Raw genomic sequence first — 22944 nt, 5'->3', positions numbered from 1 at the left:
GACGCGGTCCTATAATCCCCCGAACATTTGCCAGAACCATCTCTGAAGGAGTTCTCACACGGTGAGCAACGAGATCGAAAAAACCATCATCATCGGCAGCGGCCCTGCCGGCTGGTCCGCCGCCATTTACGCCGCCCGAGCCAATCTGAACCCGGTCGTCTACGAGGGAACCGTCAAGCCGGAGATGATTCCGCTGGGGCAATTGGCGTTTACGACCGAAGTCGAGAACTTTGCGGGGTTTCCGGCTGGCAACATCCGCGCGTTCGTCGAATCCGCCGTCGACAAGGATCGCCACTGGAACTTGCCGCCGGTTCCCCAGGGCCATGAGCGAGACGGACAGCCGCATTACGCCGTGCAAGGCGTCGAATTGATGGAATTGATGAAGCAACAGGCGCTCAATTTCGGGACCCGTGTGATCGGTGAAGACATCGTCAGCGTGGATTTCAGCGCGCCGGTGAAAAAGCTGACCACCAGCGGCGGCGCGACCGTCCAGGCTCACACCGTGATCATCGCCACCGGCGCCCGGGCCAACTACCTGGGCCTGCCCAGCGAAGAGGAATACAAGAACAAGGGCGTCAGCGCCTGTGCGGTCTGCGACGGTGCCCTGCCGATCTATCGCAGCAAACCGCTGGCCGTCGTCGGCGGCGGCGACTCCGCGGTCGAAGAAGCGACCTATCTGGCGAACCTGAAAGGCGCCGACACGATCTACCTGCTGGTGCGTCGCGATGAAATGCGGGCCAGTAAAGTCATGCAAGACCGCGCGATCAATCATCCCAACATCGACATCCAGTGGAACACGGTCGTCGAGGAAGTCCAGGGCGACGGCAACCTGGTCAACAATCTCCGCGTCAAAAGTACCGTCGATGGCTCGGTTCGCGATCTGAAAGTCGGCGGCATGTTTGTCGCCATCGGCCACACGCCCAACACGTCGTTCCTGGAGGGCGCCGTCGAAATGAACGAAGCCGGCTACATCCAGTGGGCCAAGGCGTTTCGGACCAACACCTCGGTCGCAGGCGTGTTTGCCGCCGGTGATGTGGCTGACGACTACTACCGCCAAGCGATCACGTCGGCCGGGACCGGCTGCATGGCCGCACTCGACGCCGAACGCTACTTGGTCGAAATGGAGTAGTCCGGGCACCCGCGACGCGGCTCGCCTCGGTGACAGGAAATGTAGGGCATGCTGTGCATGCCAATCGGCCTGCCGGGTGTGAGGGGCAGCGAGTTTGGGCCGCAATGGTATCAGGGGCAGCCGCCCAATCGTCTTCCCTACAACGAGTGAGATAGCTTCACCGTCGATCACCAGCCCCCTTGTCCCCAGCGTGACCTACGGATTCTCACCAGCCGCCGGCTCACACGCCGGCCGCGTCATCGGCTATATTTCGCGACTGGATCCCCCGCTCCCACCTCCTTCTCTTTTGTCGCGTATTCGATGACCGATCAACCTACCTCTGATTCTGGCGCCCCGTCCGCGTCCGCTCCCCAAGTCAGCGAAAAAGTGCTCGCCGACCGCAAGCTGTTGCTCGACGCCCAGGCCAGTGGAAAGACGTTGTCGACGTACGTGCGATTGTCCGGGCCGGGCTGGTTGCAAGCGGCGATCACGCTGGGCGGCGGTTCCTTGGCCGGGGCGTTGTTCCTGGGCGTGTTGGGCGGAACCAGCATGCTGTGGTTGCAGCTGCTGGCGATCACCATGGGCGTGATCATGCTGTCGGCGATCAGCTACGTCACGCTGTCGACCGGGCGGCGTCCGTTCGAAGCGATCAACAGTGAAATCAATCCGGCGTTGGGGTGGGGATGGATCATCGCGACAGTGATGGCAAACATCATTTGGTGCATGCCACAGTTCAGCCTCTGTTATGACGCGATCGACAAGAACCTCGCCAACCTGGCCGGCAGCGACGGGCTCGGTGATGCCACCAGCACCAAGATCATCGTTACGGCCATCCTGTTTTTCGCCGCCGGATTTGTGGTGCTGTTGAACACCAAGCAAGGCCGCGCGGCCAAGCTGTTTGACATCGTGCTCAAATCGTTGGTCGGCATGGTGGTGATCTGTTTCTTCGGCGTCGTGGTGTTGTTGGCCATCAACGGCGAACTTGAATTCGGAAGTATCCTGGCCGGATTCATCCCCGACCTGTCGCAATGGAACAACCCGACCGGCGACATGGCGGCCGTCGTGTCATCGCTGGGGCAATCCGAACAATCCTATTGGACGGGTCAACTGGTCAGCACGCAGCGTTCGGTGATGATCGCCGCGGCCGCCACCGCGGTCGGGATCAACATGACCTTCCTGTTGCCGTACTCGATGCTGGCTCGTGGTTGGGACAAGCCGTTCCGCGGCTTGGCACGGTTCGACCTGTCGACCGGCATGGCGATTCCCTACGTGCTGGTGACCAGTTGCGTCGTGATCGCCGCGGCGTTCTCGCTGCACAACAAGATCGACGATTCGTTGGCCAGCAAGGATTTGGCAACGATGCAGCAGAGTCCGTACTACAACGGCGTCGAACCGATCCTGTTGGGACGGGTGGAGCACGAACTGGGCGCCGAGGCAGCCGCATCGATGTCCGGCGAAGAGAAGCTGCAGCGTGTCGCCGCGCTCAGTGTGGAAGAGAAACGAGTCGCCTTGTCCTTGGTCAAACGCAACGCCTTTCAATTGTCCGGCACGTTGGAACCGCTGCTCGGTCAATCGCTTTCCAATCTTGTCTTCGGGCTCGGTGTGTTTGGGATGGGGTTCTCGACGATCGTGATTCTGATGTTGATCAACGGTTACGCGTTTCGTGAAATGGCCGGGCGGCCTGACGGTGCGGCCCCCTTCGTCGTCGGTTGCTTGGTCGCAGGTCTGAGCGGGGCGACGTGGTGGTATTTGTGGGACGGTGAAGCCAAGTTCTGGCTGGCCATTTTTGCCAGCACGTTCGGGATGATGCTGTTGCCGATCGCCTACGTGACGTTCTTCCTGATGATGAACAACAAGCGGATTCTGGGCGCGGAAAAACCGACCGGGGCGCGGATGATGGTTTGGAACGTGCTGATGTTGTTTGCCGTGATCGGAGCCATCGTGGCCGCCGTGTCGGCGATCAGCGAGAAGGCCAACGATCCGAAATCCTTCCCCGTGATCATCGGATTGATCGTCGTGTATGGCATCGCCGTCGTCGTCGGTTTCGTCAAGAAACGTGGCGGAGCGATGGCGGGCTAGCGGCCTGTCGATTGAGCGGTGTTGGGCTCGCGCCCAATACCGCTCAATCGAGAAGGTTTTGACCAGCGCAGGGCCCGTAGGCTCGCGCCAAACGGCTGATCATCAATTGTTATCAGCCGGTTCGCGCCAGCGTCCGGGCGCCCCTCGCTTACGCGTCGGGCTAAGATCGTCGCGTTGATTTCGGCACATTGACTAAATCGACAGGCCGCGAGCCCAATACCGCTCAATCGAGAAGGTTTTGACCAGCGCAGGGCCCGTAGGCTCGCGCCAAACGGCTGATCATCAATTGTTATCAGCCGGTTCGCGCCAGCGTCCGGGCGCCCCTCGCTTACGCGTCGGGCTAAGATCGTCGCGTTGATTTCGGCACATTGACTAAATCGACAGGCCGCGAGCCCAATACCGCTCAATCGAGAAGGTTTTGACCAGCGCAGGGCCCGTAGGCTCGCGCCAAACGGCTGATCATCAATTGTTATCAGCCGGTTCGCGCCAGCGTCCGGGCGCCCCTCGCTTACGCGTCGGGCTAAGATCGTCGCGTTGATTTCGGCACATTGACTAAATCGACAGGCCGCGAGCCCAATACCGCTCAATCGAGAAGGTTTTGACCAGCGCAGGGCCCGTAGGCTCGCGCCAAACGGCTGATCATCAATTGTTATCAGCCGGTTCGCGCCAGCGTCCGGGCGCCCCTCGCTTACGCGTCGGGCTAAGATCGTCGCGTTGATTTCGGCACATTGACTAAATCGACAGGCCGCGAGCCCAATACCGCTCAATCGAGAAGGTTTTGACCAGCGCAGGGCCCGTAGGCTCGCGCCAAACGGCTGATCATCAATTGTTATTAGCCGGTTCGCGCCAGCGTTCGGGCACCCCTCAATGTCGAGAGAGTGGTATTGGGCACGAGCCGTCCGGTCTGTCAAGGTATTTGGGAACTGGAACCGGACGGCTCGCGGCCTGTCGGTTTAGTGTATCCACAAAACGAGGGGAGGTGGCTTAGTAGGCATCGTCACGATGTTTGCTATTCTTGGCGGATCGTCGTCGCGATTCACTTCTCACGCAGGGAGGCTTGCCCAGTGAGCCAGAGACAACCCAAGACCAGCTATTGGCAGGAAGCTCCTACACCACGCGGGCAACTGGTCCTCATTCCCACCGCCCTGGAGGAACTCATCCCTCAGGATCATCCCGTTCGCTTGGTCGACGAGATTCTCGATCAGATGGACTGGACTGATTGGGAGGCGGCCTACAACGGCGGATTCGGTCAGCCGCCGATCCATCCCAGCGTAATGGCAAAGATCCTGCTGTTTGCCATGATTCGGCGAATCCGATCCAGCCGGAACATTGAATACGAACTCAAGCATTCGATCGATTTTATCTGGCTTAGCAGCGGTCGCCGCATCGATCACAGCACGATCAGCGACTTCCGCCGAAACAATAGTGATGCAGTCAAAGGCATCTTCAAACAAATGGTCAAGCTGGCGATCAACCTGGGGATCGCCAATCTCTCGGAACTGTGCATCGACGGCACACGCATCCTGGCTGACGCCAACAAATACAAGACTTGGACGGCCAAACGATTAGCCAAAGCACTCGAAGAACTTGACGCGCAAATTGATGAGGCCCTGGAAACCTTCGAAGTCAACGACGCATGCGACGAAGATCTCATCGGCCAGGACGTTTCGGCGGACCGCCTCCCCGCCGCCGTCGCCAACTTGAAGTCACGCCGCTCACAACTGGCCGCTCATCTGGAGACGGTCAATGCGATGGACGAAGTCCGCAGGAAAAATGGGACGAAGGGCCCCGCCCAGTTACCCAAGACTGACACGGACAGTCGCATTCTTCCCAATAAGGAGGGTGGTTACGCAGCCAACTTTACTCCGATGGCGACGACCGAAACGCAGAGCGGCCTGATCGTTGCGGCGGACGTCTTGATCGGCAACGTCGAACACCACGAATTTGCCACCATCGTCGACTGTGTGGCCAACGACTTTGGAATTGACATTAAGCGAGTCATGGCTGACTCGGCTTACACGACGGGCAAAAACCTCACTGCGGCTGAGGAAAAAAAGATCGAACTGATTGGCCCGCTTGCCGAAACCAATCGCGAGAACAACCCTGCCGAGCGTTCGGATTTGACTGAGCCCGTTGCCGCCGATCAGATTGATCAGTTGCCGGTTAATCCACAAACCAAACGATTTGACAAAGCAGCTTTTGTGTACGACGAAGCGAACGACTGCTATTACTGCCCGGCAGGCAAAGTGCTTTCACATCGGACGACCGAGAACACGACGCATGGCGACGGCTCTCCGGTGCAGCGAAAGGTTTACACCTGTTTTGAATGCGAGGGCTGCACGCTGGCTGGGCGTTGTCGCAAGAACGTGAAGCCAAAAGACGAGGCAAGCAGCAGCGAGGCATCGTCCCAGGAGTCCAGCGAAGCGACCTCGTCGGACAAGCGAGCGGGCAAGCGACGTGGTCGCAAGCCTGGCCCGCCACGTGGTCGCGAGACGATGCATGATGAGCATGAAGGAGCGCGACGTCGGCAGCGTGCGCGAATGGAAACGCCTGCAGCCAAAGAGGCTTACTCTCGTCGTCAGCATTTCGGTGAAACGCCTTTCGCCGTGATCAAGAGCACGCTTGATATGCGGCGATTCCTGCTTCGAGGTATCGCAGGTGTGAATCAAGAATGGCGCTGGGCGGCGACCGGATTCAATCTGAAGAAAATCATGAGTTACTTGGCGAAGCTGCGCGCCGCCGCGGCGACACAATCGCTCGGAACAGCAAACTAGGGGAGATAGGGGGCATTTCGAACGAAATCCGCCACAAGCGAACGCCACGATCCCGTCAACACGCTTACCAACGACTCTGGATGCCCCGCATAGCACCATAAAAGCCTCGTCCGGAACCAAAATCGAATCAACCGTCCCCAGGAACTAAATCGACAGGCCGCTCGCGCCGTTCCGCTACCTCCTTCAGTGCCGACAACACCGATGGGCTCCCACGCACCCGCGAGTTTCGGACGGATTCGCGGCGATGATGCCACGGTTTTGCTTCCTTTCAGAAACAGATTCGATCGATTATTCTGGACGGTTCGAATTCCCGCCTGTTTGATCCCACCTGCAAATCCAAAATGAAAATGAAAGACGTCGTTCTTCTTGCGGCCGCCTGCTTCAGCGTTGTTTCTTCGATCGGTTTTGCCGAGGACTGGCCGCAGTACCGTGGCGTTGACGCCGATGGAAAGTCGGCCGAATCGATCGGCCGGACGGACTGGAGCAACGGTGCGAACGTGATTTGGAAGTCCGAGACTCCGTTGGGCTTCAGCTCCTTTGCCGTCGCCGACGGGCGTTTGTTCACCGTGATCGCCACCGACCAACACGAAGTGCTGTTGGCGCTCGACGCGACGTCCGGTGACGAACTGTGGCGGAAGCCGATGGGCAGCAGCCAATACGAACAGGGCGGAGGCAACGCCGGGGCGGCGGGAAACAAAGGCGGTGATGGACCACGCTCGACGCCCTCGGTCTCCGACGGCAACGTCTATGTCTACGATTCCTACATGGTGTTGCAGTGCTACGATGCCAAGACGGGCAACCCGATTTGGAAACAAGACATCATCAATGACTTTGCCGGCCGCAACATCAAGTGGCTCAATGCCACCAGCCCCATCGTCGACGGAGACGTGGTCTATGTCAGCGGCGGCGGAGCGGGGCAGAGTTTCCTCGCATTCAACAAGAACGATGGTCGGCTGGTCTGGAAAAGCGGCGACGAAACCATCACCCACGCGACGCCTTCGCTGTCGACGATCTCGGGCGAAAAACAATTGGTCTTCTTCGTCCAATCCGGGTTGGTCGGAGTCGATGCGGCCACGGGGACGGAACGTTGGCGAGCCAAGTTTCCGTTCAGTGTCTCCACCGCCGCATCACCGGTCGTCGACGGCAATCTGGTCTACTGCTCGGCCGGTTACGGCGTTGGTGCCGGACTGTTCGAGGTTCAAGGTAACGGAAAGGTCGATGAAGTCTGGTTCAAGGCCAACGAGTTGATGAATCACTGGAGCACCCCGATCGTCCACAACGGACACCTGTACGGGATCTTCGAGTTCAAAAAGTACGGCCGTGCACCGCTTCAATGTGTCGAGCTGGCGACGGGCGAAATCAAATGGAAGGAATACGGATTCGGCCCGGGCAACTGCATCCTGGTCGGCGAAAAACTGGTCGTGTTGTCGGATGCCGGTGAAGTCGTCATCGCCGCGGCGACGCCCGATGTGTACCAGGAACTGGCCCGAGACGACGTGCTCAGCGGCAAGTGCTGGTCCACACCGGCCTACAGCGACGGACGCATCTATGTCCGCAGCACCGAAGAAGCCGCCTGCATCGCGCTCGATAACTAATCGCGCAGCGCTGTCGGGAGTGCCGCCCGCGTACCGCCTTTCGCAACGAGCGTCGGATGGCTGTCTCGCATTGCCCAGCGGCCGTCGTCAGCCTTGGCGAGACGGATGGCAGAATGATGGAGTGGCAGAATGATTCTGGTTCCGCCATCTCAGCGGTTAGAACATCATTCTGCCCCGTATCATTCTGCCACTTCAGATCATCTCGTCATTCCGCCCTCTCGAGCACTCCCGCAACGGGCCGGACGCTGCTACTGGTCCTTCTCGCTTGCCGCTTCTTGGGCCTTCAAGTCTTTGAGCTCGGCCTTCAGTTTCTCCGTTTCCTGTTTCAGTTCGGTCATTGTCTTACGTAGCTCGACGATCTCGGTCGGGACCAGCGGTCGAGACGCGTTGAGTTCCGTCAGAGCGCGTTTTGCGGCGTCGGCGATCCGGCTGTCTCCCGAATCGGTGTACGACTCGATCACCGCGACGGCGCGAAGGTCACCCAGTTGGCCAAGGGCGTTGAGCGCAGAGGTCTGGACGGTGGACTTGGGATGCTCAACGTGAGAGCAGAGGAATTCGAAGACTGAATCCTTGTTTTCAAGTGATCGGGCGGTCTTGGCCAACGCCGTCAACCCGCGTCCGAAATCGCGTGCGTCGAATTCCCCGTGACGTTTCTCCAGGGCGGACAGCAACGCCGGGGCAAACGCGGGTTCATTCATTTTTCCGATCGCCGAGATCGCCGCATCAGCCAACTCATTGCCGAACGACTCGGATTGCAACAGTTCCGTCAATTTCTGTTTCGACGTGTCTCCATGGAATCGCCCCAAGACTGCAATTGCAGCGACCTGGATCGCGGGATTGGATTCTTTTTCCAACACGTCCAAAGCCAGCTCCAGCGTCTCCGGGGTGAAGCGTCCAAACAAACGCTGCACGACGGCTTGCCGCACACGTGCGTCCGACTGACCCTGCCAACTCGATTTCAATGCCTCGAGCGCTTTGTCGGAGCCGTGTTTGCCGAGTGCCTTGGCCGCTTCGATCCGCACACCAAAAAACGGATCGGTGTTCAGTCGCTCGGCTAACAATTTGACCGACGCATCCGTTTTGCGATCGGCCAGGGCCACACAGGCAAGCAAACGCCCCATCATATCGTCGGTGTTTTTGATTTGCGATTCCAGCAGATCGTTGGCTTTGTCGAACGAGACAGTTGCCAAGACGGTGTAGTCGGGATCAAAGCGGACGATCGAAGGTTTCGCGGTCAGGGGAACGTAAAAATCTTCCTCGACCTGGCTGATTTCGATTTCGCGATCGACGGTTTCGCCCTCGACGATGAAACGCAGCTTCGTCGGGAAGTGATACAACAGGACATCCTCGCTCAGCTTTTGGGTTTGCTTGACCGTGACCTTGGCCAGTTTTTCTTTGGGCATCCATTTGTAGGTGATCTTCAGATCGGGATGCCGCGGATGGTAAAGCCATTGATCAAAGAACCGGTCCATCGGTCGACCGCTCAGTTCTTCGATCACCTGTCGCAAGTCGTCCGACACGACACTGGTCAACGCGTGCCGCTGCAGATATTCCTTGATGCACTTGCGATACAAATCGGCTCCCAGTTGGCTTCGCAACATGTGCAGCACCCAACTGCCTTTGGGGTACGAGCGGTAATCGAACTGCTGCATCGGGTTGCGGTAGCCGTTGTACACGATCGGCTTGGTGTCTTTGTCTTGGGGCAGCACCCGACCGGTCGCATCGTTGTAGAGTCCATACAGCAGCGCATCGCGTCCGAATTTGTGGCCTTCGAACAGATGGGTGTAATAGGTCGCAAAGCCTTCGTTGAGCCACAGGTGACTCCAGTCTTTGCAGGTCACGTAGTCACCGAACCACTGGTGCGCCATCTCGTGGGCATCCAGTCGCCGGGTCGTGCGAATGTTCTCGGTCGCCTCGGAAAAGATCGTCGTGTGCGTCAGCGTGGTCAGCGACGTGTTCTCCATGCCGCCGGCGGTGAAGTCGCGAATCGTGACCTGATCGTACTTGTACCAGGGAAACGGCACACCGATTTCCTGTTCAAAGAACGCCATGATCTCGGGCGTGTCACGAAATGAGTTGGCGGCGTATTCGGCCAGCGTCGGTTGCGTGTAGAAACCGAGCGCGATGTCGCGATGACGTTTCTCGAGTTTCTCCAGGTTCCCGGCGACCAGACAGATCAAGTAGTTCGCATGCGGTTTCTCTTGCAACCAACGGACGGCTTTCAGGCCTGCTGCATCGATGGTTTCTCCCATCCGTTTTCCATTACTCAGCACACGCATGGTCTTCGGGACGTGGCAGATCACTTCGGTCGAGGACCGTTCGTTGGGGTAGTCGAAACAGGGGAACCAGTGCCGCGCCTCGTGAGTTTCTCCTTGGGTCCAGATATGAGTGTCTTGCTCGGGGTACCCCATTTCGGCGGTGCGGAAATACAGCCCCGCATTGGGCTGGGCGGAATAGTCGATTTCAACCGTGAATTCAGTCCCGACCGGAATCGGTTCGGTGAACGCGATCTGCAGCCCGTCGCGGGTGGAAATGAAATCCTCAACCGTCGCTTCCTGGCAACGCACTTGTTGGATGTGGATGTCGATCGCATCCAACCGCAAGATTTCGACCGGTTCGGCGATCGGTTGAGCGGTGATGGAGACCGTGCCGGCGACCGTTCGCGCGTCAAAGTCGGGCGTCACGTCCAGCTTCAAGTGCAGCACATCGACTTGGCGATCGGGTGCGTATTGGTAACGACCGTCGAGTTCCAGTCCCAGCGGCAGCATTGCGTGGGAACGGCCATCGGCACAGTAGCGGCAGATGAACTCTGCGGCGTGGGCTTGTCCAACAAGACAAAACAACAGCGCAGCGGTCACGGACCAACGGACAAAACAAATCATGGCTCAAGGTGGTTGGGGGGATAGAGCGTGGCGTTAGCTTCCAGCTTGCGAGATGTGGAGTAAGCTTCCAGCTTGCGGCTGCACGACACGGCAAGCAGCATGCGTACTCCACTTTGCGAATAGTGTACTGCGTCGCAACTTAATTGCGAACGACGCGGGTCGCGCAGCTCGATCCGAGGTGGATCCTTCTTGGCTCCGGCCTCCCCCCTTTTCGAGGTCGTGCGGCTTTCAGCGACACTCTCCCAGGGGGCATTGGTGGCTACACATCGTCAACCACATTGCCTTGGGACGTACAACGTATTGTTGATGCTCTTTCATCGACTGTGTCGTGGCATCGCGCGGCGTAACGAGTGGGAAAGGCTTCCAGCCTGTCGAGTTGTTTCTTTATCCCTCGCCTTCGGTTTGCCTCTCTACAATTTCCTCATCATTCGCCAATCCGCGTGCCCGGCCAACCAACCAAACCGCGTAGAACGCGGGAAACGTCAGCAGCGGGAAACTGAAGGCGCCGGCCAACAGACCGACCCACCGGATTTTGCTGTAGGCCGATTCAAGTCCCGTGTGCATCCGCCGCGAAAGCCGAATCATCTGTGAAAATAGAAACGCAAACCCCGCGGTCGTCACCGTCATGCCGATCACGGCACCCAAGCTGACGGGCGATTCGGAGAGTTCTGACCAAAGCCCGATCGGATAGATGATGCCGAAATAGATCAAACCGATCCAACCCATCCATCTGTAGATCTTCGCCGCACGAGCGAGGTAGCGGTCTCGGTCGTCCGACGAAGTCGGCAGTTCCGCTGGCGGCTCGGGCGGCGTGGCGGGAGGTGCGTAAGGATTGGTCATCGTTTCCTGAAGTGCGCGATCGTTATCGATGACCAATCCTGATAGCGCGAGCGAAATCGCCATTGCGACAACCTTCGCGGTAGAGTTGTTCCAGGTACGCGTCAACGTTCATGGTTCAAACCGAGGGCGGATGGGCGGTAAAGAATTTGTGAAACGATCGTCGTCGGCGTTGTTAATGACGCAGGATACGTCGAATGTTCCACAGGAATTGACGGATGGACAACGAAGATCTCGGCGGAGTCCTGGCGAACTGGGTGACCGACGTCCAAAACGGCATCGTCGAGTTGTGTTGCTCATGACGCCGCACACCTGTAACGCCCGTTTGATCAACGAACCTCCTGAGACGTTCTTCAAATCGGCGACGTGTTTGCGGCGGCCGCGGTTTGCGGGCCGGCACGGATGTCGCTCGCCGGGCTTTCATCGAGTGTGATTTCGCCATCATCAACAAGACGTATGCGGCGGCCAGGCCGATCGCCGCAAACGAGCAGGAGGTCAATACCACCAACGACACAGATGCACCGGGAACCAGGAGGCCGATCCCAAACCCCAACAAGGCTCCGATGCAGGCCAGGATGATAATGAGAATCAGATCCATTCGTCATCACCTTATTGATGCGAGCGGACAAGGGGGCAGCCTAAATCCGAAAGTTGACGGCCTCCTCGTCACCCTTGACGATATCTAGTGTACCCGATCGCAACTGCCATCAGAGACGGCAGCGGTGCACTCAGCAATCCAATTCTCCACGTACTCTGCAGCTCGACATCCTAGGCGTTGGCCCTTCGACGCAGAGCAACCGAAGCCACGAAACGATTAGGGTCCGAAGAGCGCTTTCGCGACTGCGAGTGCGAAACCAATCATCAGCAATTTGGTAAACCAAGTCGGGAATAGTTGGTTTGGATCGGAGGACTTCGATGTCTCGGTTGGCGTCGGGTTCAGGTCTGTCTTGCAAATCGGACAAGTATCATCTGAAGTAGCTGTTACCGGCATCAGACATTTTGGGCAATAAACAGACATGAAGATCTCTTGACTACCAAGTTGTTAATAGCAAATTGAGGCACATTTTGGCGACCGATCGTCCGGCGCAGGACGTCAAAACGCAGACCAGTAAACAGGCCCGAGTTCGCCGTAGGATATTGCGAAGTTGTTGCTGCGACCACCTCCGGCGAATGGCTTGGACTGCAGGCGTTAGCGGAGCGGCGCGAGCGGGCCGGTTTCTGCGTTGAATACGCGTTGACGGACCGGAGGGCTCGCGCCCTACCGCTGACAACAACAATTCGTTTGGTGCCAAGGGAGAGCGTCAGCGAACCGAGTATCCCTTGGGACGTCGATTGTATTACTGACGAATTTCTCGCCGTACCGCATTGTGGGAACGACTCGCGAGCGGCAACCGCTCCTGCGGCCCGCACGCCAGCGGCGTGCCACATCAAAGCTTGGGGTCGCGCCCGCGCACCCCAAGTTCCTGTCGCCAACAGGCCGCCAACCCCAACGGGGTTGAACAGAGCAACACGGTTCGCCTGATTCACGCCGCCGTTTGCGCACCCCGGATTGTGCCGCGCCGTTTGTTGAACCCCGCTGGGGTTCCCCTGTCCTCTGCGCCCCCACCCGGAGTGCGCTTCGCGACTCCGGGCTTTGTTGTGGCACCGCTTTGCGGTGTGCACCGCAGAGCGGTGCCTGCCCTAAAGTCGCTCAGTAATACAATCGACGTCCCAAGGGATTGCAGCAATTAGCCGGAGGTCAGCGCAGCGCCACCTTCGGGGCGGCGATCGCCAAAATCCCCTCGACCCCGGCGGGGTCGCAGCGAATCAATCCTGCGCCGGCGGCGCAGTTCGCCTTGCCGAAGGAGTGGATCGGGATGCGGGTTCAATCGGGGCAGCAGGCCTGGTCCGAGGGCTCGGGCGCGATTTGCTTCGACACTCTCCCCACTTCCCAAGAAGCGTCCATCGATTCCAGTCGAGCTCCATCAGTGTCAGATTTCAGAATCTGTTCCGCAATGTCTCGGGGGAGACGTTCCTTGAGGGCGGTGATCTAGTATCCTGTAGGCTTGACGCGGGCTGCCGCGGTGTGGTTGACGGAGAAGCTCGAGGAGACGTGATGAAGTCTTTGGTTTTGTTGATGATGGTTTTGGCGGGCACCGGCGCGACGGCGGCGGATGTGATCGAGTTTGCCGACGGCGCGAAATTGGTCGGCACCATCACCTCCATTCGGAAAGCCGAAAAGGAATTCGATTTTGACCCCCGCGACGACTCGAAGTCGTCCAAGAACGTCTATCGATTTGACGAGGTTTTTCGCGTTTCCTACCAGGGCAAATGGTTCGTGTTGACGCCCAAATCGACGTCGTCGGCCGGCGACGACGGGGACGGAGACGGAGACGATTCGGGGACGGTCAAACGCTCCAAGGCAGAAGTCTTGGCGCTGATCGAGGCCGCCGGGAAAACGTCGCCCGATTGGTTCGATTCCGTGCCGCTGGACTATCCCAAATCGCTGGACCTGTCCTGGCCGATCAAGCCGCCCAAGGGGCCGTGGCAAAGCCATAAAAACATGGGCCAGTACATTTGGTCGGTCGTCAACGAAAACCCTGGCCGCTGGCATTCGGGAATCAAACTGCTACACCATTGTGTCGCGCTGCATAAAGACGACCGGGTTTTGCTGCTGCGTGACATGAACGCCCTCGGCGACGCCTACTTTCGGTTGTTGCAGGACTATCCGCGGGCCGCGTTCTGGTTCCAGCAAGGCAAGGCGACCGTCGACAAGGTGCAAGGCGTGCGACTGGCCGAGTGCTATTGGCGTCTGGGAAACCGGGACATGGCGATGCAGATGCTGCGTGGACGGCGTCTGAATCTTGCTGCGATCAAACTGTACGGCGACATGGGCGAGATCGATCGGGCGTTGAGTTTGACAGCCGCCTTCGTGAAATCGGGGAACGATTACCAGGCCAATATCCTGGCCGCCGACGCGCTGCGGCTTGCCGGGCGACCCGACGAGGCGATCGACTATTACCAACGCGTCCTGGCCTCGAAACAATTTCGAAATGATGAATACGCGAAACGTTTTAAAGCGCGAGCCCAGGAAAGTATCGAAACGATTCGACTGTACGACCAGGCGGACGTGAGTCGCGTCGCCGACGGGACCTATCGCGACAGCAGCACGGGTTACAACGGAAAGCTTACCGTGGCAGTCACTGTAGCGGGCGGCAAGCTTGAAGCGGTCAAAATCACCGACCACAAAGAGAAACAGTTCTACTCGTCGCTGACCGACACGCCGGCGCAATTGATCGCTCGTCAAAGTGTGCAGGGCATCGATGGCACCAGCAGTGCGACGATCACGTCGCAAGCTATTGTCAACGCGACCGCCAAGGCGCTGGCCCAGGGAACCCGATGAAACGACGCGGTTTGGCACTGGCCGTCGCCTTGTTGGCCGCCGCAATCTTGGTGGCCGTCGCTGAGAACCACTGGATCGCGGCCCGGTTCGGCGTTCCGTCTGCACTGGCGGTCACGATCGCCGGCGTGGTGCTGGCCGCCGCCGTGCTGACACTGTTGACCAGCTTCGATCGCGGCAGCCGCGCGGTGCTGCGACTGGATTGGTTTTCACCCGCCCTTCGTCGTCTCAAACCGGATCAATACGCCTCCCATTCCCTGCCCGGGCGGTTACTACGTTGGCTGTTGCCCGACGGGCTGCAATCCGACAGGATGTCGAAACAGCGAGGGTTCTTGCGCAAGACGCTGCGGCGTTTCGGTTTGTCGTGGCTGGCGTCTCCGGTGCGGCGGATCGTGCAAACCCTCTGTTTGGTCACGTTCGCCGTTCTTTTTTTCTATGTCTGCTGGCCCTACGATGCCCGACCGGCGACAGGAGTTCCGGGCGTGGAAAATACCTCCGCCGAGCAGTGGCCGTCGCACTACAGCGACAACTTGGCGGCGAAGGAGATCATCCCGGCGGAGACGTTTTTGATGATCGATCCGCTGGTCAGTTTATCGACGGCGGTCGCGTCGCGAAGCTGGGTCTGGTCGCTGGTGTCGGCGGCTGCGATCTTGATCGTTTGCGTGTTGATTCCACGAGGTTTTTGCGGCTACCTGTGTCCCCTGGGCACGACGATTGACTTGTTCGACTGGGCGGTCGGAAAACGCGTCCAGCGGTTTCGTGTTCCCGACGACGGTTGGTGGGTTCACATCAAATACTATCTGCTGGCCGGGACGCTGCTGTGTGCGGTGTTCGGCGTGCTGGTCTCAGGCTTCGTTTCGGCGATTCCCGTGATCACGCGAGGGATGTTGTTTCTGTTTGATCCGATCCAAACCGGAACGTTGCGCGGTTGGCATTTGGTTCCCGCGATGAACATCGGCCATCTGATCTCGATCGCGATGTTCTTGGGCGTGTTGAGTTTGGGGTTCTTTCGGCCGCGGTTTTGGTGCAAGTACGTCTGCCCAAGTGGAGCGGTGTTTTCCCTGGGAAATCTGTTTCGAATCACCGAACGCAAGGTCGAATCGTCGTGTATCAACTGCAACAAGTGCGTCGAGATCTGCCCGTTTGACGCCATCAAACCCGACTTCACCACTCGCACCACCGATTGCACAATGTGTCAGTCCTGTGGCGGAGTGTGTCCGACGCACGCGATCAAGTTCGTCGAACGGTGGAACGTGGTCGAGTTGAAGGTCGAGAACGATCCGCCGACGCATGAGACGGCATTGGGGCGACGCGGGTTCATGTCGCTCGCCGGTGGCACGGCCGCGGCTGTGGTCGGCAGCGCTGGGGTCTCATTGGCGACGAAAGCCTTTGGTGCACGCTTGGACGATCCCAATGCGTTCTTGCCCGTTCGCCCGCCGGGCAGTGTTCCCGAGCAAGAGTTTCTGGAGATGTGCATTCGCTGTGGCGAGTGTTTCAAGGCCTGTCCCAACGATGTGCTGCAACCGGAGGGATTTCAGCAAGGACTCGAGGGATTGTGGTCGCCGCTGGTCAACGCCGATTGGGCGGGGTGCGAATCAAGTTGCAACGCCTGTGGGCAAGTCTGTCCGACCGGTGCGATTCGCGCGTTGCCGTTGGCCGAGAAGAAAGTCGCTCGCATGGGCCTGGCGATCGTCAACGAGTCGACCTGTCTGCCGTTCGCCGGTCAAGAAGAATGTGATCTCTGTGTCCAAGAGTGCAACGCGGCGGGATACCACGCGATCGAATTCAAACGGGTCGGAACGGAAGTCGACGACAACGGAGTTCCGATCGAAGGCACGGGCTATTCGGCGCCGGTCGTGTTGGCCGACCAATGCGTGGGCTGTGGGCTGTGCCAGACGCGTTGCCATGCGATCAATGTCAAGGAGCGAGGTTTATTAAGCGAGTCGGCAATCATCGTCGAGGCGGGGGAAGGAAAAGAAGATCGGATGATGTCGGGGTCGTACATCGCGCTGCGGCAACAAGAGGCCCGCGACCGCGCCAGTGCATCGCCCAGCGTGGAGTACTTTGTTCCCGAAACGAACGAGCTGGAATCCCCGTTCGGCGTGCCAGAATCCCCGTTCGGTGAACCAGAGTCACCGTTCGGCGAGCCGGGAACGCCAGCGATGGAGTCGACCGAGGACGCGTCGGATGACGACCCCTTTGGCACGTTGGGTTCGCAGTGACGGTCCGAGGCACCTTGCCGCGAGCACGTTTCGCTACAATGCAAAGCCAGTCGTCTCACGCGTCTTGTTCCAACGCTTTCCCCTACGATCCTCTCGCAAATGAATCCGATCACTGTCGCTGCTGTTCAGTTCAACCATCGTCCGGGTGACAAAACGTTTAACCTTGGTCGCGTCGAGTCGCTGACGGCGGAAGCCAAAGCAAAGGGAGTCGATTTGATCGCGTTCCCCGAGATGTGTTTGACCGGTTATTGGCACGTGAGAAACCTTTCGGCCGAGCAGTGCAGGAAGCTCGCCGAACCGATCCGAGGCGGTCGATGCACCGACGCGTTGCTGGAACTTGCCGCGCGACAGGACATGACCATCGGCGCCGGGCTGATCGAACTCGGCGACGACGGACGACTGTTCAACAGTTATGTCGTCGCGATGCCTGACGGCGAGGTTGCCGTGCATCGAAAACTGCACTGTTTCATCAGCGAACACCTCGACAGCGGAGACGATTACACGGTGTTCGACATTCCCCAAGGGGCGACCGTGGGTGTGTTGATCTGTTATGACAACAACATCGGCGAAAACGTTCGCATGAACGCGTTGCTGGGGGCGGAGATCCTGCTCGCGCCGCATCAAACCGGCGGCTGCAATTCGCCCAGTCCGCATTGCATGGGCGTGATCGATCCGCAACTTTGGGAGCAACGGGAAACGAATCCCGAAGCGATCGAAGCGGAGTTTCGCGGGCCCAAGGGACGCGAGTGGTTGCGCCGTTGGCTACCCGCGCGGGCGCACGACAACGGGTTGTTCGTGGTGTTCAGCAACGGAGTCGGCGTGGACGACGACGAAGTACGCACCGGCAATTCGATGATCTTGGGGCCTTACGGAGAAACGCTGGCGGAAACCTGGAAAGCCGGAGACGACATCGTGGTTGCCCGGCTCGATCCCTCGATTCAAGCCACCAGCACGGGGCGTCGCTGGCTGAAATCCCGCCGCCCCGAACTCTACGGCCCGCTGGCCGAACGCACCGGCATTGAACAAGACACTCGGGTCGTTCGTTTTGAAAAAGTGGATGGCGCCCACTCTGGCACGTGAGCGCTCCACCGCTCAATTCCAATCGGCGCTCAATTCCAATCGGCGCTCAAGGCCAATCGGCCTTCGACTTTAGTGAGGACCTGCGCTACGTACTCGCCAACGGCCATCCACAACTCTCGCCCGCCCCATCATGGCGTCTCCTGCCGGCTGACTTTGATCTCGCTGGCGGTTCGGTACATCAGGTTGTTGGCGAACTCTTCACCGACGAAGGCCGCGACTGAAATGGATTTTCCCGACAGGTTTTCGGGGAGGGTGAATGTCACTTTCAATTCTCCGTCGCCGGACACGGGTTGAATGATTCGCTCGATCCGCTTCCCGCCCGCGTCCTTGATCGTGACGTGAAACTTTTGCTCGCCCAACGGTTTGGGAATGCGGTGGATGATCGAGACGGTGTACGGGGCACCGGGTGTGGCCCGATCGGGAACTTGCATTTGAAACAGCTTGGGATTCGGTTTGGCTGTTCCGCTCGTCTTGGCTTTTCCGCCTCGCCTGTTGGCCCGCCGGGCGTCCGCTTCGGCTTGCACCTTGTCGACGTACGCACTGACCTGTTGTTTGTCGTCACGGTTGTCGAAGGCCGGCAGGATGTGGTCGTTGGAATCGACCATGAATTGACGCATCGCCGCGCGGTGCTTGGCAACCTCGTCGGCGTAGTCGGGGTTGTCGATCAGATTGACAAGAGCGTCGGGATCGTTTTCATAGTCATAGAACTCTTCGAGCACGCCGTGCTGAAACAGTTCCAAGCGGGCTGCGATCTGCGGGTCGGTCGGGGCAAGTTTGACCATCGCGCGATAGGTCAGGGTTCCCGTCGTCGCGGTTCGGAAGACGCGTTTACCGTCCGACCAGGGGTTGAACAGGTAACCGAAACGCTTGGATTGAACGCTCCGCATGGGGCTGCGATTGCCGCCCGAGTTTTCGTTGTAGACCTTGTAGACCAGATTGCGGCCGGGCTGCTGCTGGCCGCGCAGTGTGGGCAGAAACGATCGGCCGTCAAACCCATCGGGATGACGGATCCCGGCGATATCCAACAGAGTCGGCAGCAGATCGACGGCGGAGATCATGTGGGTCGTGTCGACGGTTCCCGGTTTCGTCACGCCCGGCCAGCGCACGATCCATGGCGTCCGTGTGCTGTGGTTCCACAAGGCGGTCTTGGCGAACGGCAAGGGCATGCCGTGATCGGACAGGAAAATCACCACGGTGTCTTCGTCTTGCCCCGACTCGCGGAGCGCTTTCATGACGGCGGCGAAACAGTCGTCGGCGCGACGCACTGAAGAATAGTAGTGTGCCAGTTCCAGTCGAACGTCCGGATGATCAAACAGGAAACCTGGAATCGGAACCTCATCCGGCGTAAACACGCGCGTGGGCACATTCTTGTCGTCGACGACCGCTCCATTTTTTCCCATCGCGTAGAAGGGTTTGTGGGGATCGGAGATGTTGATGTTCAGGCAAAAGGGTTTTCCGGCGCCCTTCGCCATCTCGATTCCCCGTCGAGTCGATTTGTAATACGACTCGGCGTTTTTCATGTCCTGCTTCTCACCGTCCAGGGTCGTCAGATCGGTGTCCCAGGCGTATGGCTGATACGGTGTCGAATGAGACACTTTGCCGCGAATGCCGACGAAGTAGCCGGCCTGTTTCATCAGATCGACCATGTGTGGGTAGTCGGGGTCTTTCACTTGGTAGAACCCTTCGACGCCCGTGTTGTGCGGGTAGCGGCCCGAGAACATGACGTTCCGCGACGGGTAACAATTGCCGACCTGCACATGCGCGTGATGGTACCGCAGCCCTGCGGCCGCCAGCGCGTCAATGTTGGGAGTCGTGCCGGGAAGTTCGCAACCGAAGGCGCCGACCGAATCGCAACTCATGTCGTCCACAGTCACGATTAACAAGTTGGGTTTTTCGGCCAGGCCACGATTGACCGGCAGCGCGACCAGTCCGACCAGTAATGCGATGGCAAATCGGTAACGCATGACAAAATCCGCTTTGGGGAGGTTTTCGGGTGGGGGCAATATGTTTTCGTTCCCAGGCAGAGCCTGGGAACAATGGAAGTGGGTAAGCATCCTGCTTGCCTCATTCCAAGGCTCCGCCTTGGAACACAAGGCGGGTGTGGCCGCTCGCCACACGCCGATGGCAGCCAGGAGTCGGAAGCCTCCATGATAGTGTGTTCCCAGGCGGAGCCTGGGAAGAAGTAGGCGGAGCCCGCCAGACACCGCTATTGGCTCTTTGCCGGCAGGAATGGGAACAGTTGTCGGATCTCATCATCGCTGGGTTGGCGTCCGTACTCGCAGATTTCGAACGCTTCGGCGTGCTTCACCTGCTGGGCGTGTTCCTCGCCGTACCATTTGATCAACCCGCTGCGAAACCGATTGGCTTCGGCGGATTGGCGGCCGACCCATTTTTCACGCATCCACTCGCGACGAAGTTCCGGACGAGACTCCGGTGGAGCGGCCGCCATCTTGTCCGCATCGCCGAGCGCGCCGCCTTCGAAGGTTTGCGAAACCAACGCGGTCAACGCATCGACTTTCTGCTCAAACACGCTGTCGACATCCACGACGATGTCAGCTTCGAAGGGATACGGTTTCTGAAAGCGGTCACTGGAATACAGAAACACAGGATTCTTCTTCAGCGGCGGAGTCGTCGGGCAAAAGAAAGGCACGGCGACCATGTAGGCGGCGTCCTGGACCAGCACCCCGGTGTAGCGGTGGTCGGGGTGGTAGTCCCAAGGGCGATGCGAAATCACGATGTCCGCATCCCATTCACGGATCAAGATCGTGATCTTGCGTCGGTTTTCCAGCGTCGGTTCCAACTCCCCGTCGTGGATGTCCAAGACTTCGCTGGTCACGCCCAATCGTTCGGCGACCTTCGCCGATTCGGCGGCGCGGCGTTTGGCCAACGGTCCGCCGGCCATGCTCCAGTGGCCGATATCACCATTGGTGACCGAAACCAATTTGACCTTGTGACCTTGCGCGGCCCACAAGGCCGCGGTTCCGCCACTCTTGTATTCCGCGTCGTCGGGATGGGCGCCAAAGCAAATGATTCTCAGGGGCTTCGAATCATCCTCGGCAAACAAGCTCGGAAGGTTGGACGACGTGACCGTGAAGACAAGCAGTAGAAACATCAAACGCATGGTAGGACTCCGGCTGGCAGGTGAACGGGCACCAGACAAGATGCCTTTCAAGCAGAGATTCTAGCTGGCCGAGCGACGTCGGGTGTAGAACGCTTTGCGAAACCCTCCCGTGTGCGGGAGGGGCGAGCGCAGCGCGGGGAGGGGCGATTCGTGGTGTTTGAGTGCTTCGGACCCACAGCGAGCCCTCCCCGCTCCGAGCGTAAACTCCTCCGCGACCCTCCCTGGAAGGGAGGGTGACTTTCTTGATTGATGGTTCCACCTGTTAACTTGATGCGTCTGCCCCACGCTTCACCCGAAGATCTGCAAAAGACGTTGCGGTAAGGATCTGATTTGACAACGCACGTTCAACGCGTACCTTGATAGAAACCGGTCGGCAACTGAATCGGGGGTCTCGTCGTGCTTGTGTCACATGCAGTTGCTGCAACAACACAACGATCGAAATCAACTTTCGTCGCCGCGGTGGTGGATGGCGTCCGACTACGAACCGCTACGTTGCACCACCGATCGACTCGGATGGCAAATTCGGGGACGACGAATTCGGACGCTGACCCAGGACAGTTTGTTGACCGTCGAGGGGACGCGCAAGACCTTGGACCAAGAAAATCAGTTGGCACAACAGTGGGCCGACGCGATGACGAAACGCTTTGACGAACTATCCATCGCACTGCCGATCTTTGCAGAGTTGAGCAACTGTTTTGACCTGGCCGTGTTCGGGGCGTTGATGGCCCGCGAAGGGTTGGCCGTCCGTGCCGATTGTCAATTCAACGTGATCGGCGACGCCTGCCGGTTGCAGGGGCCACGCTATCGAGTGCCAACGTCGATCCCGTCGGTGGCGTCGACGATCCGGGGCCGACGCGGCTGGATCGTCAGCGTTTCGGGCGGTGTTTCGATCGATGCCTGGACGGTCGCCGGTCAGACGGCGACCGACGACGGGATCGCAGCGGTCCGCACCCAGGCGGTCCGCACCCAGGCAGTCCGCACCCAGGCAGTCCGCACCCAGGCAGTCCAGGGGGCGAGGCAGCGCTGGTGGTGGTAGTGGGCGCGACGGCGCTGTGTCTACAGTTCTTTCACTTTGATGTTTTTGAACTGGATCTTCATGTGATGGCCGCCGTGCAATTGCAACCCGATCGGACCTTCGTCATTGATCGCAATGCCGGTGTAATCGACGCACGGCTCGCCATTGTGGAAGGTCTGGATGCGTTTGCCGGTCAAGATCACTCGCAAGTGATTCCACTCACCGAGTTTTAAGGTCTCCGTCCCCTTTTCCGAAACGCCGGGGTAGCTGCCGCGTTTGTCTTTCGGTGCGTAGACGCAGGCTGACATGTCTTTTTTCAGGCTGCCGGAGATGCCGAGTTGGACTTGGTGCCCGTCACCCCGTAGCATCACTCCCGTGTCGTAGTACTCCGACGACGTTTGATACTCCAGTTCGATCTCGTAGTCTTTGTAGTCTTTGGTCGTCCACAGGACAGAACCTTTTTTGTTGACGTTTTCACAGACGATTTTTCCGTCTTGAACCGACCAATGCGCTTCGGTGTCTTTTTCGGGGCGAACTTCCCAGCCGTCGAGCGACTTTCCGTCGAAGATTTCGTGCATGCCCTCATGAGCAAGTGCGAATGGTGCCATGCAAACGGAGACGGCGAAGAGCAGCGCGGCAAGGCGACTGAACGATCGGTGTGGCATTGAGTATGGGCTCGTCAGTTGGAGGGAGAACGTGGAGGAAAGGCAAGACGGATGCGCCCGTGAACCAACGCTCGGGGCGGTCCGGCAGCACAAGATGATAGTCCATCTCGCAACGCGCCGCTCGCTGACGCTTCCCGCTGAGATCGCATCCCGGCACGTGGCGTTAGCCAGTGGCACGTGACGGCAA

At 58.9% G+C, this 22944-nt stretch carries 14 protein-coding genes; 8 read left to right on the top strand and 6 right to left on the bottom strand.

What is annotated here, in order from left to right; genetic code table 11:
- Positions 1 to 61 precede the first annotated feature (61 nt).
- From TBK1r_RS25305 to TBK1r_RS25290, 4 genes are all read left to right on the top strand, one after another.
- Positions 62 to 1129 (top strand): FAD-dependent oxidoreductase, encoded by a 1068-nt coding sequence (locus tag TBK1r_RS25305; RefSeq protein ID WP_145217213.1) that lies wholly within the window; start codon positions 62 to 64, stop codon positions 1127 to 1129.
- Between the two features lie 300 nt (positions 1130 to 1429).
- Positions 1430 to 3187, top strand: coding sequence for a divalent metal cation transporter (locus tag TBK1r_RS25300; protein WP_145217210.1), 1758 nt, complete (start codon positions 1430 to 1432; stop codon positions 3185 to 3187).
- A 1064-nt stretch (positions 3188 to 4251) separates the two neighbouring features.
- On the top strand, positions 4252 to 5961 hold the full coding sequence (locus tag TBK1r_RS25295; protein WP_419580383.1) for an IS1182 family transposase: 1710 nt from the start codon (positions 4252 to 4254) through the stop codon (positions 5959 to 5961).
- A gap of 341 nt (positions 5962 to 6302) precedes the next feature.
- Positions 6303 to 7556 carry a PQQ-binding-like beta-propeller repeat protein gene (locus tag TBK1r_RS25290; RefSeq protein ID WP_419580382.1) on the top strand — a complete coding sequence of 418 codons (1254 nt, stop codon included), beginning with the start codon at positions 6303 to 6305 and terminating at the stop codon, positions 7554 to 7556.
- 248 nt (positions 7557 to 7804) lie between these two features.
- Here the strand turns inward: TBK1r_RS25290 and TBK1r_RS25285 are convergent, their stop codons facing one another.
- The 3 genes from TBK1r_RS25285 to TBK1r_RS25275 form a co-directional block, all read right to left on the bottom strand.
- Complete coding sequence (locus TBK1r_RS25285; protein WP_145217205.1) at positions 7805 to 10438, bottom strand: M1 family metallopeptidase; 2634 nt, start codon at positions 10436 to 10438, stop codon at positions 7805 to 7807.
- Positions 10439 to 10822: 384 nt separating this feature from the next.
- Positions 10823 to 11341, bottom strand: a complete 519-nt coding sequence (locus tag TBK1r_RS25280) for a hypothetical protein (RefSeq protein WP_145217201.1) — start codon at positions 11339 to 11341, stop codon at positions 10823 to 10825.
- 109 nt (positions 11342 to 11450) lie between these two features.
- Positions 11451 to 11873: a hypothetical protein gene (locus TBK1r_RS25275; protein ID WP_145217197.1), complete on the bottom strand. Its 423-nt coding sequence runs from the start codon at positions 11871 to 11873 to the stop codon at positions 11451 to 11453.
- A 1497-nt stretch (positions 11874 to 13370) separates the two neighbouring features.
- Between TBK1r_RS25275 and TBK1r_RS25270 the strand changes: the two genes are divergently transcribed.
- The 3 genes from TBK1r_RS25270 (at position 13371) to TBK1r_RS25260 (ending at position 17956) form a co-directional block, all read left to right on the top strand.
- Positions 13371 to 14657: an FMN-binding protein gene (locus TBK1r_RS25270; protein WP_145217194.1), complete on the top strand. Its 1287-nt coding sequence runs from the start codon at positions 13371 to 13373 to the stop codon at positions 14655 to 14657.
- Positions 14654 to 16876 carry a 4Fe-4S binding protein gene (locus TBK1r_RS25265; RefSeq protein ID WP_145217191.1) on the top strand — a complete coding sequence of 741 codons (2223 nt, stop codon included), beginning with the start codon at positions 14654 to 14656 and terminating at the stop codon, positions 16874 to 16876. Before TBK1r_RS25270 ends, TBK1r_RS25265 begins: the two co-directional genes overlap by 4 nt.
- A 99-nt stretch (positions 16877 to 16975) precedes the next feature.
- Positions 16976 to 17956 carry a nitrilase family protein gene (locus tag TBK1r_RS25260; RefSeq protein ID WP_145217188.1) on the top strand — a complete coding sequence of 327 codons (981 nt, stop codon included), beginning with the start codon at positions 16976 to 16978 and terminating at the stop codon, positions 17954 to 17956.
- 128 nt (positions 17957 to 18084) lie between these two features.
- On the opposite strand, the gene TBK1r_RS25255 is transcribed toward TBK1r_RS25260, so the two are convergent.
- Both TBK1r_RS25255 and TBK1r_RS25250 read right to left on the bottom strand, forming a co-directional pair.
- Positions 18085 to 19920 (bottom strand): sulfatase family protein, encoded by a 1836-nt coding sequence (locus TBK1r_RS25255; RefSeq protein WP_145217185.1) that lies wholly within the window; start codon positions 19918 to 19920, stop codon positions 18085 to 18087.
- 242 nt (positions 19921 to 20162) lie between these two features.
- Positions 20163 to 21077, bottom strand: a complete 915-nt coding sequence (locus TBK1r_RS25250) for a PIG-L deacetylase family protein (protein ID WP_419580381.1) — start codon at positions 21075 to 21077, stop codon at positions 20163 to 20165.
- A 409-nt stretch (positions 21078 to 21486) separates the two neighbouring features.
- Here TBK1r_RS25250 and TBK1r_RS25245 point away from each other — a divergent pair, with 409 nt between their 5' ends.
- Positions 21487 to 22113, top strand: a complete 627-nt coding sequence (locus TBK1r_RS25245; RefSeq protein WP_145217182.1) for a hypothetical protein — start codon at positions 21487 to 21489, stop codon at positions 22111 to 22113.
- A 20-nt stretch (positions 22114 to 22133) separates the two neighbouring features.
- Here the strand turns inward: TBK1r_RS25245 and TBK1r_RS25240 are convergent, their stop codons facing one another.
- Positions 22134 to 22757 (bottom strand): 3-keto-disaccharide hydrolase, encoded by a 624-nt coding sequence (locus TBK1r_RS25240; RefSeq protein WP_419580380.1) that lies wholly within the window; start codon positions 22755 to 22757, stop codon positions 22134 to 22136.
- Positions 22758 to 22944 lie beyond the last annotated feature (187 nt).

This window comes from Stieleria magnilauensis (genome assembly GCA_007753675.1).
GTDB classification, from domain to species: domain Bacteria; phylum Planctomycetota; class Planctomycetia; order Pirellulales; family Pirellulaceae; genus Stieleria; species Stieleria magnilauensis.
The sequence above is the reverse complement of the archived record's forward strand: the minus strand, read 5'-3'. Positions and strand labels throughout refer to the sequence as shown.

Coding starts and splice junctions, on each gene's coding strand:
- TBK1r_RS25245 (WP_145217182.1), top strand. CDS start 21,487: ATGCAGTTGCTGCAACAACACAACGATCGAAATCAACTTTCGTCGCCG.
- TBK1r_RS25260 (WP_145217188.1), top strand. CDS start 16,976: ATGAATCCGATCACTGTCGCTGCTGTTCAGTTCAACCATCGTCCGGGT.
- TBK1r_RS25285 (WP_145217205.1), bottom strand. CDS start 10,438: ATGATTTGTTTTGTCCGTTGGTCCGTGACCGCTGCGCTGTTGTTTTGT.
- TBK1r_RS25250 (WP_419580381.1), bottom strand. CDS start 21,077: ATGCGTTTGATGTTTCTACTGCTTGTCTTCACGGTCACGTCGTCCAAC.
- TBK1r_RS25265 (WP_145217191.1), top strand. CDS start 14,654: ATGAAACGACGCGGTTTGGCACTGGCCGTCGCCTTGTTGGCCGCCGCA.
- TBK1r_RS25280 (WP_145217201.1), bottom strand. CDS start 11,341: ATGGCGATTTCGCTCGCGCTATCAGGATTGGTCATCGATAACGATCGC.
- TBK1r_RS25240 (WP_419580380.1), bottom strand. CDS start 22,757: ATGCCACACCGATCGTTCAGTCGCCTTGCCGCGCTGCTCTTCGCCGTC.
- TBK1r_RS25275 (WP_145217197.1), bottom strand. CDS start 11,873: ATGGATCTGATTCTCATTATCATCCTGGCCTGCATCGGAGCCTTGTTG.
- TBK1r_RS25300 (WP_145217210.1), top strand. CDS start 1,430: ATGACCGATCAACCTACCTCTGATTCTGGCGCCCCGTCCGCGTCCGCT.
- TBK1r_RS25270 (WP_145217194.1), top strand. CDS start 13,371: ATGAAGTCTTTGGTTTTGTTGATGATGGTTTTGGCGGGCACCGGCGCG.
- TBK1r_RS25290 (WP_419580382.1), top strand. CDS start 6,303: ATGAAAATGAAAGACGTCGTTCTTCTTGCGGCCGCCTGCTTCAGCGTT.
- TBK1r_RS25255 (WP_145217185.1), bottom strand. CDS start 19,920: ATGCGTTACCGATTTGCCATCGCATTACTGGTCGGACTGGTCGCGCTG.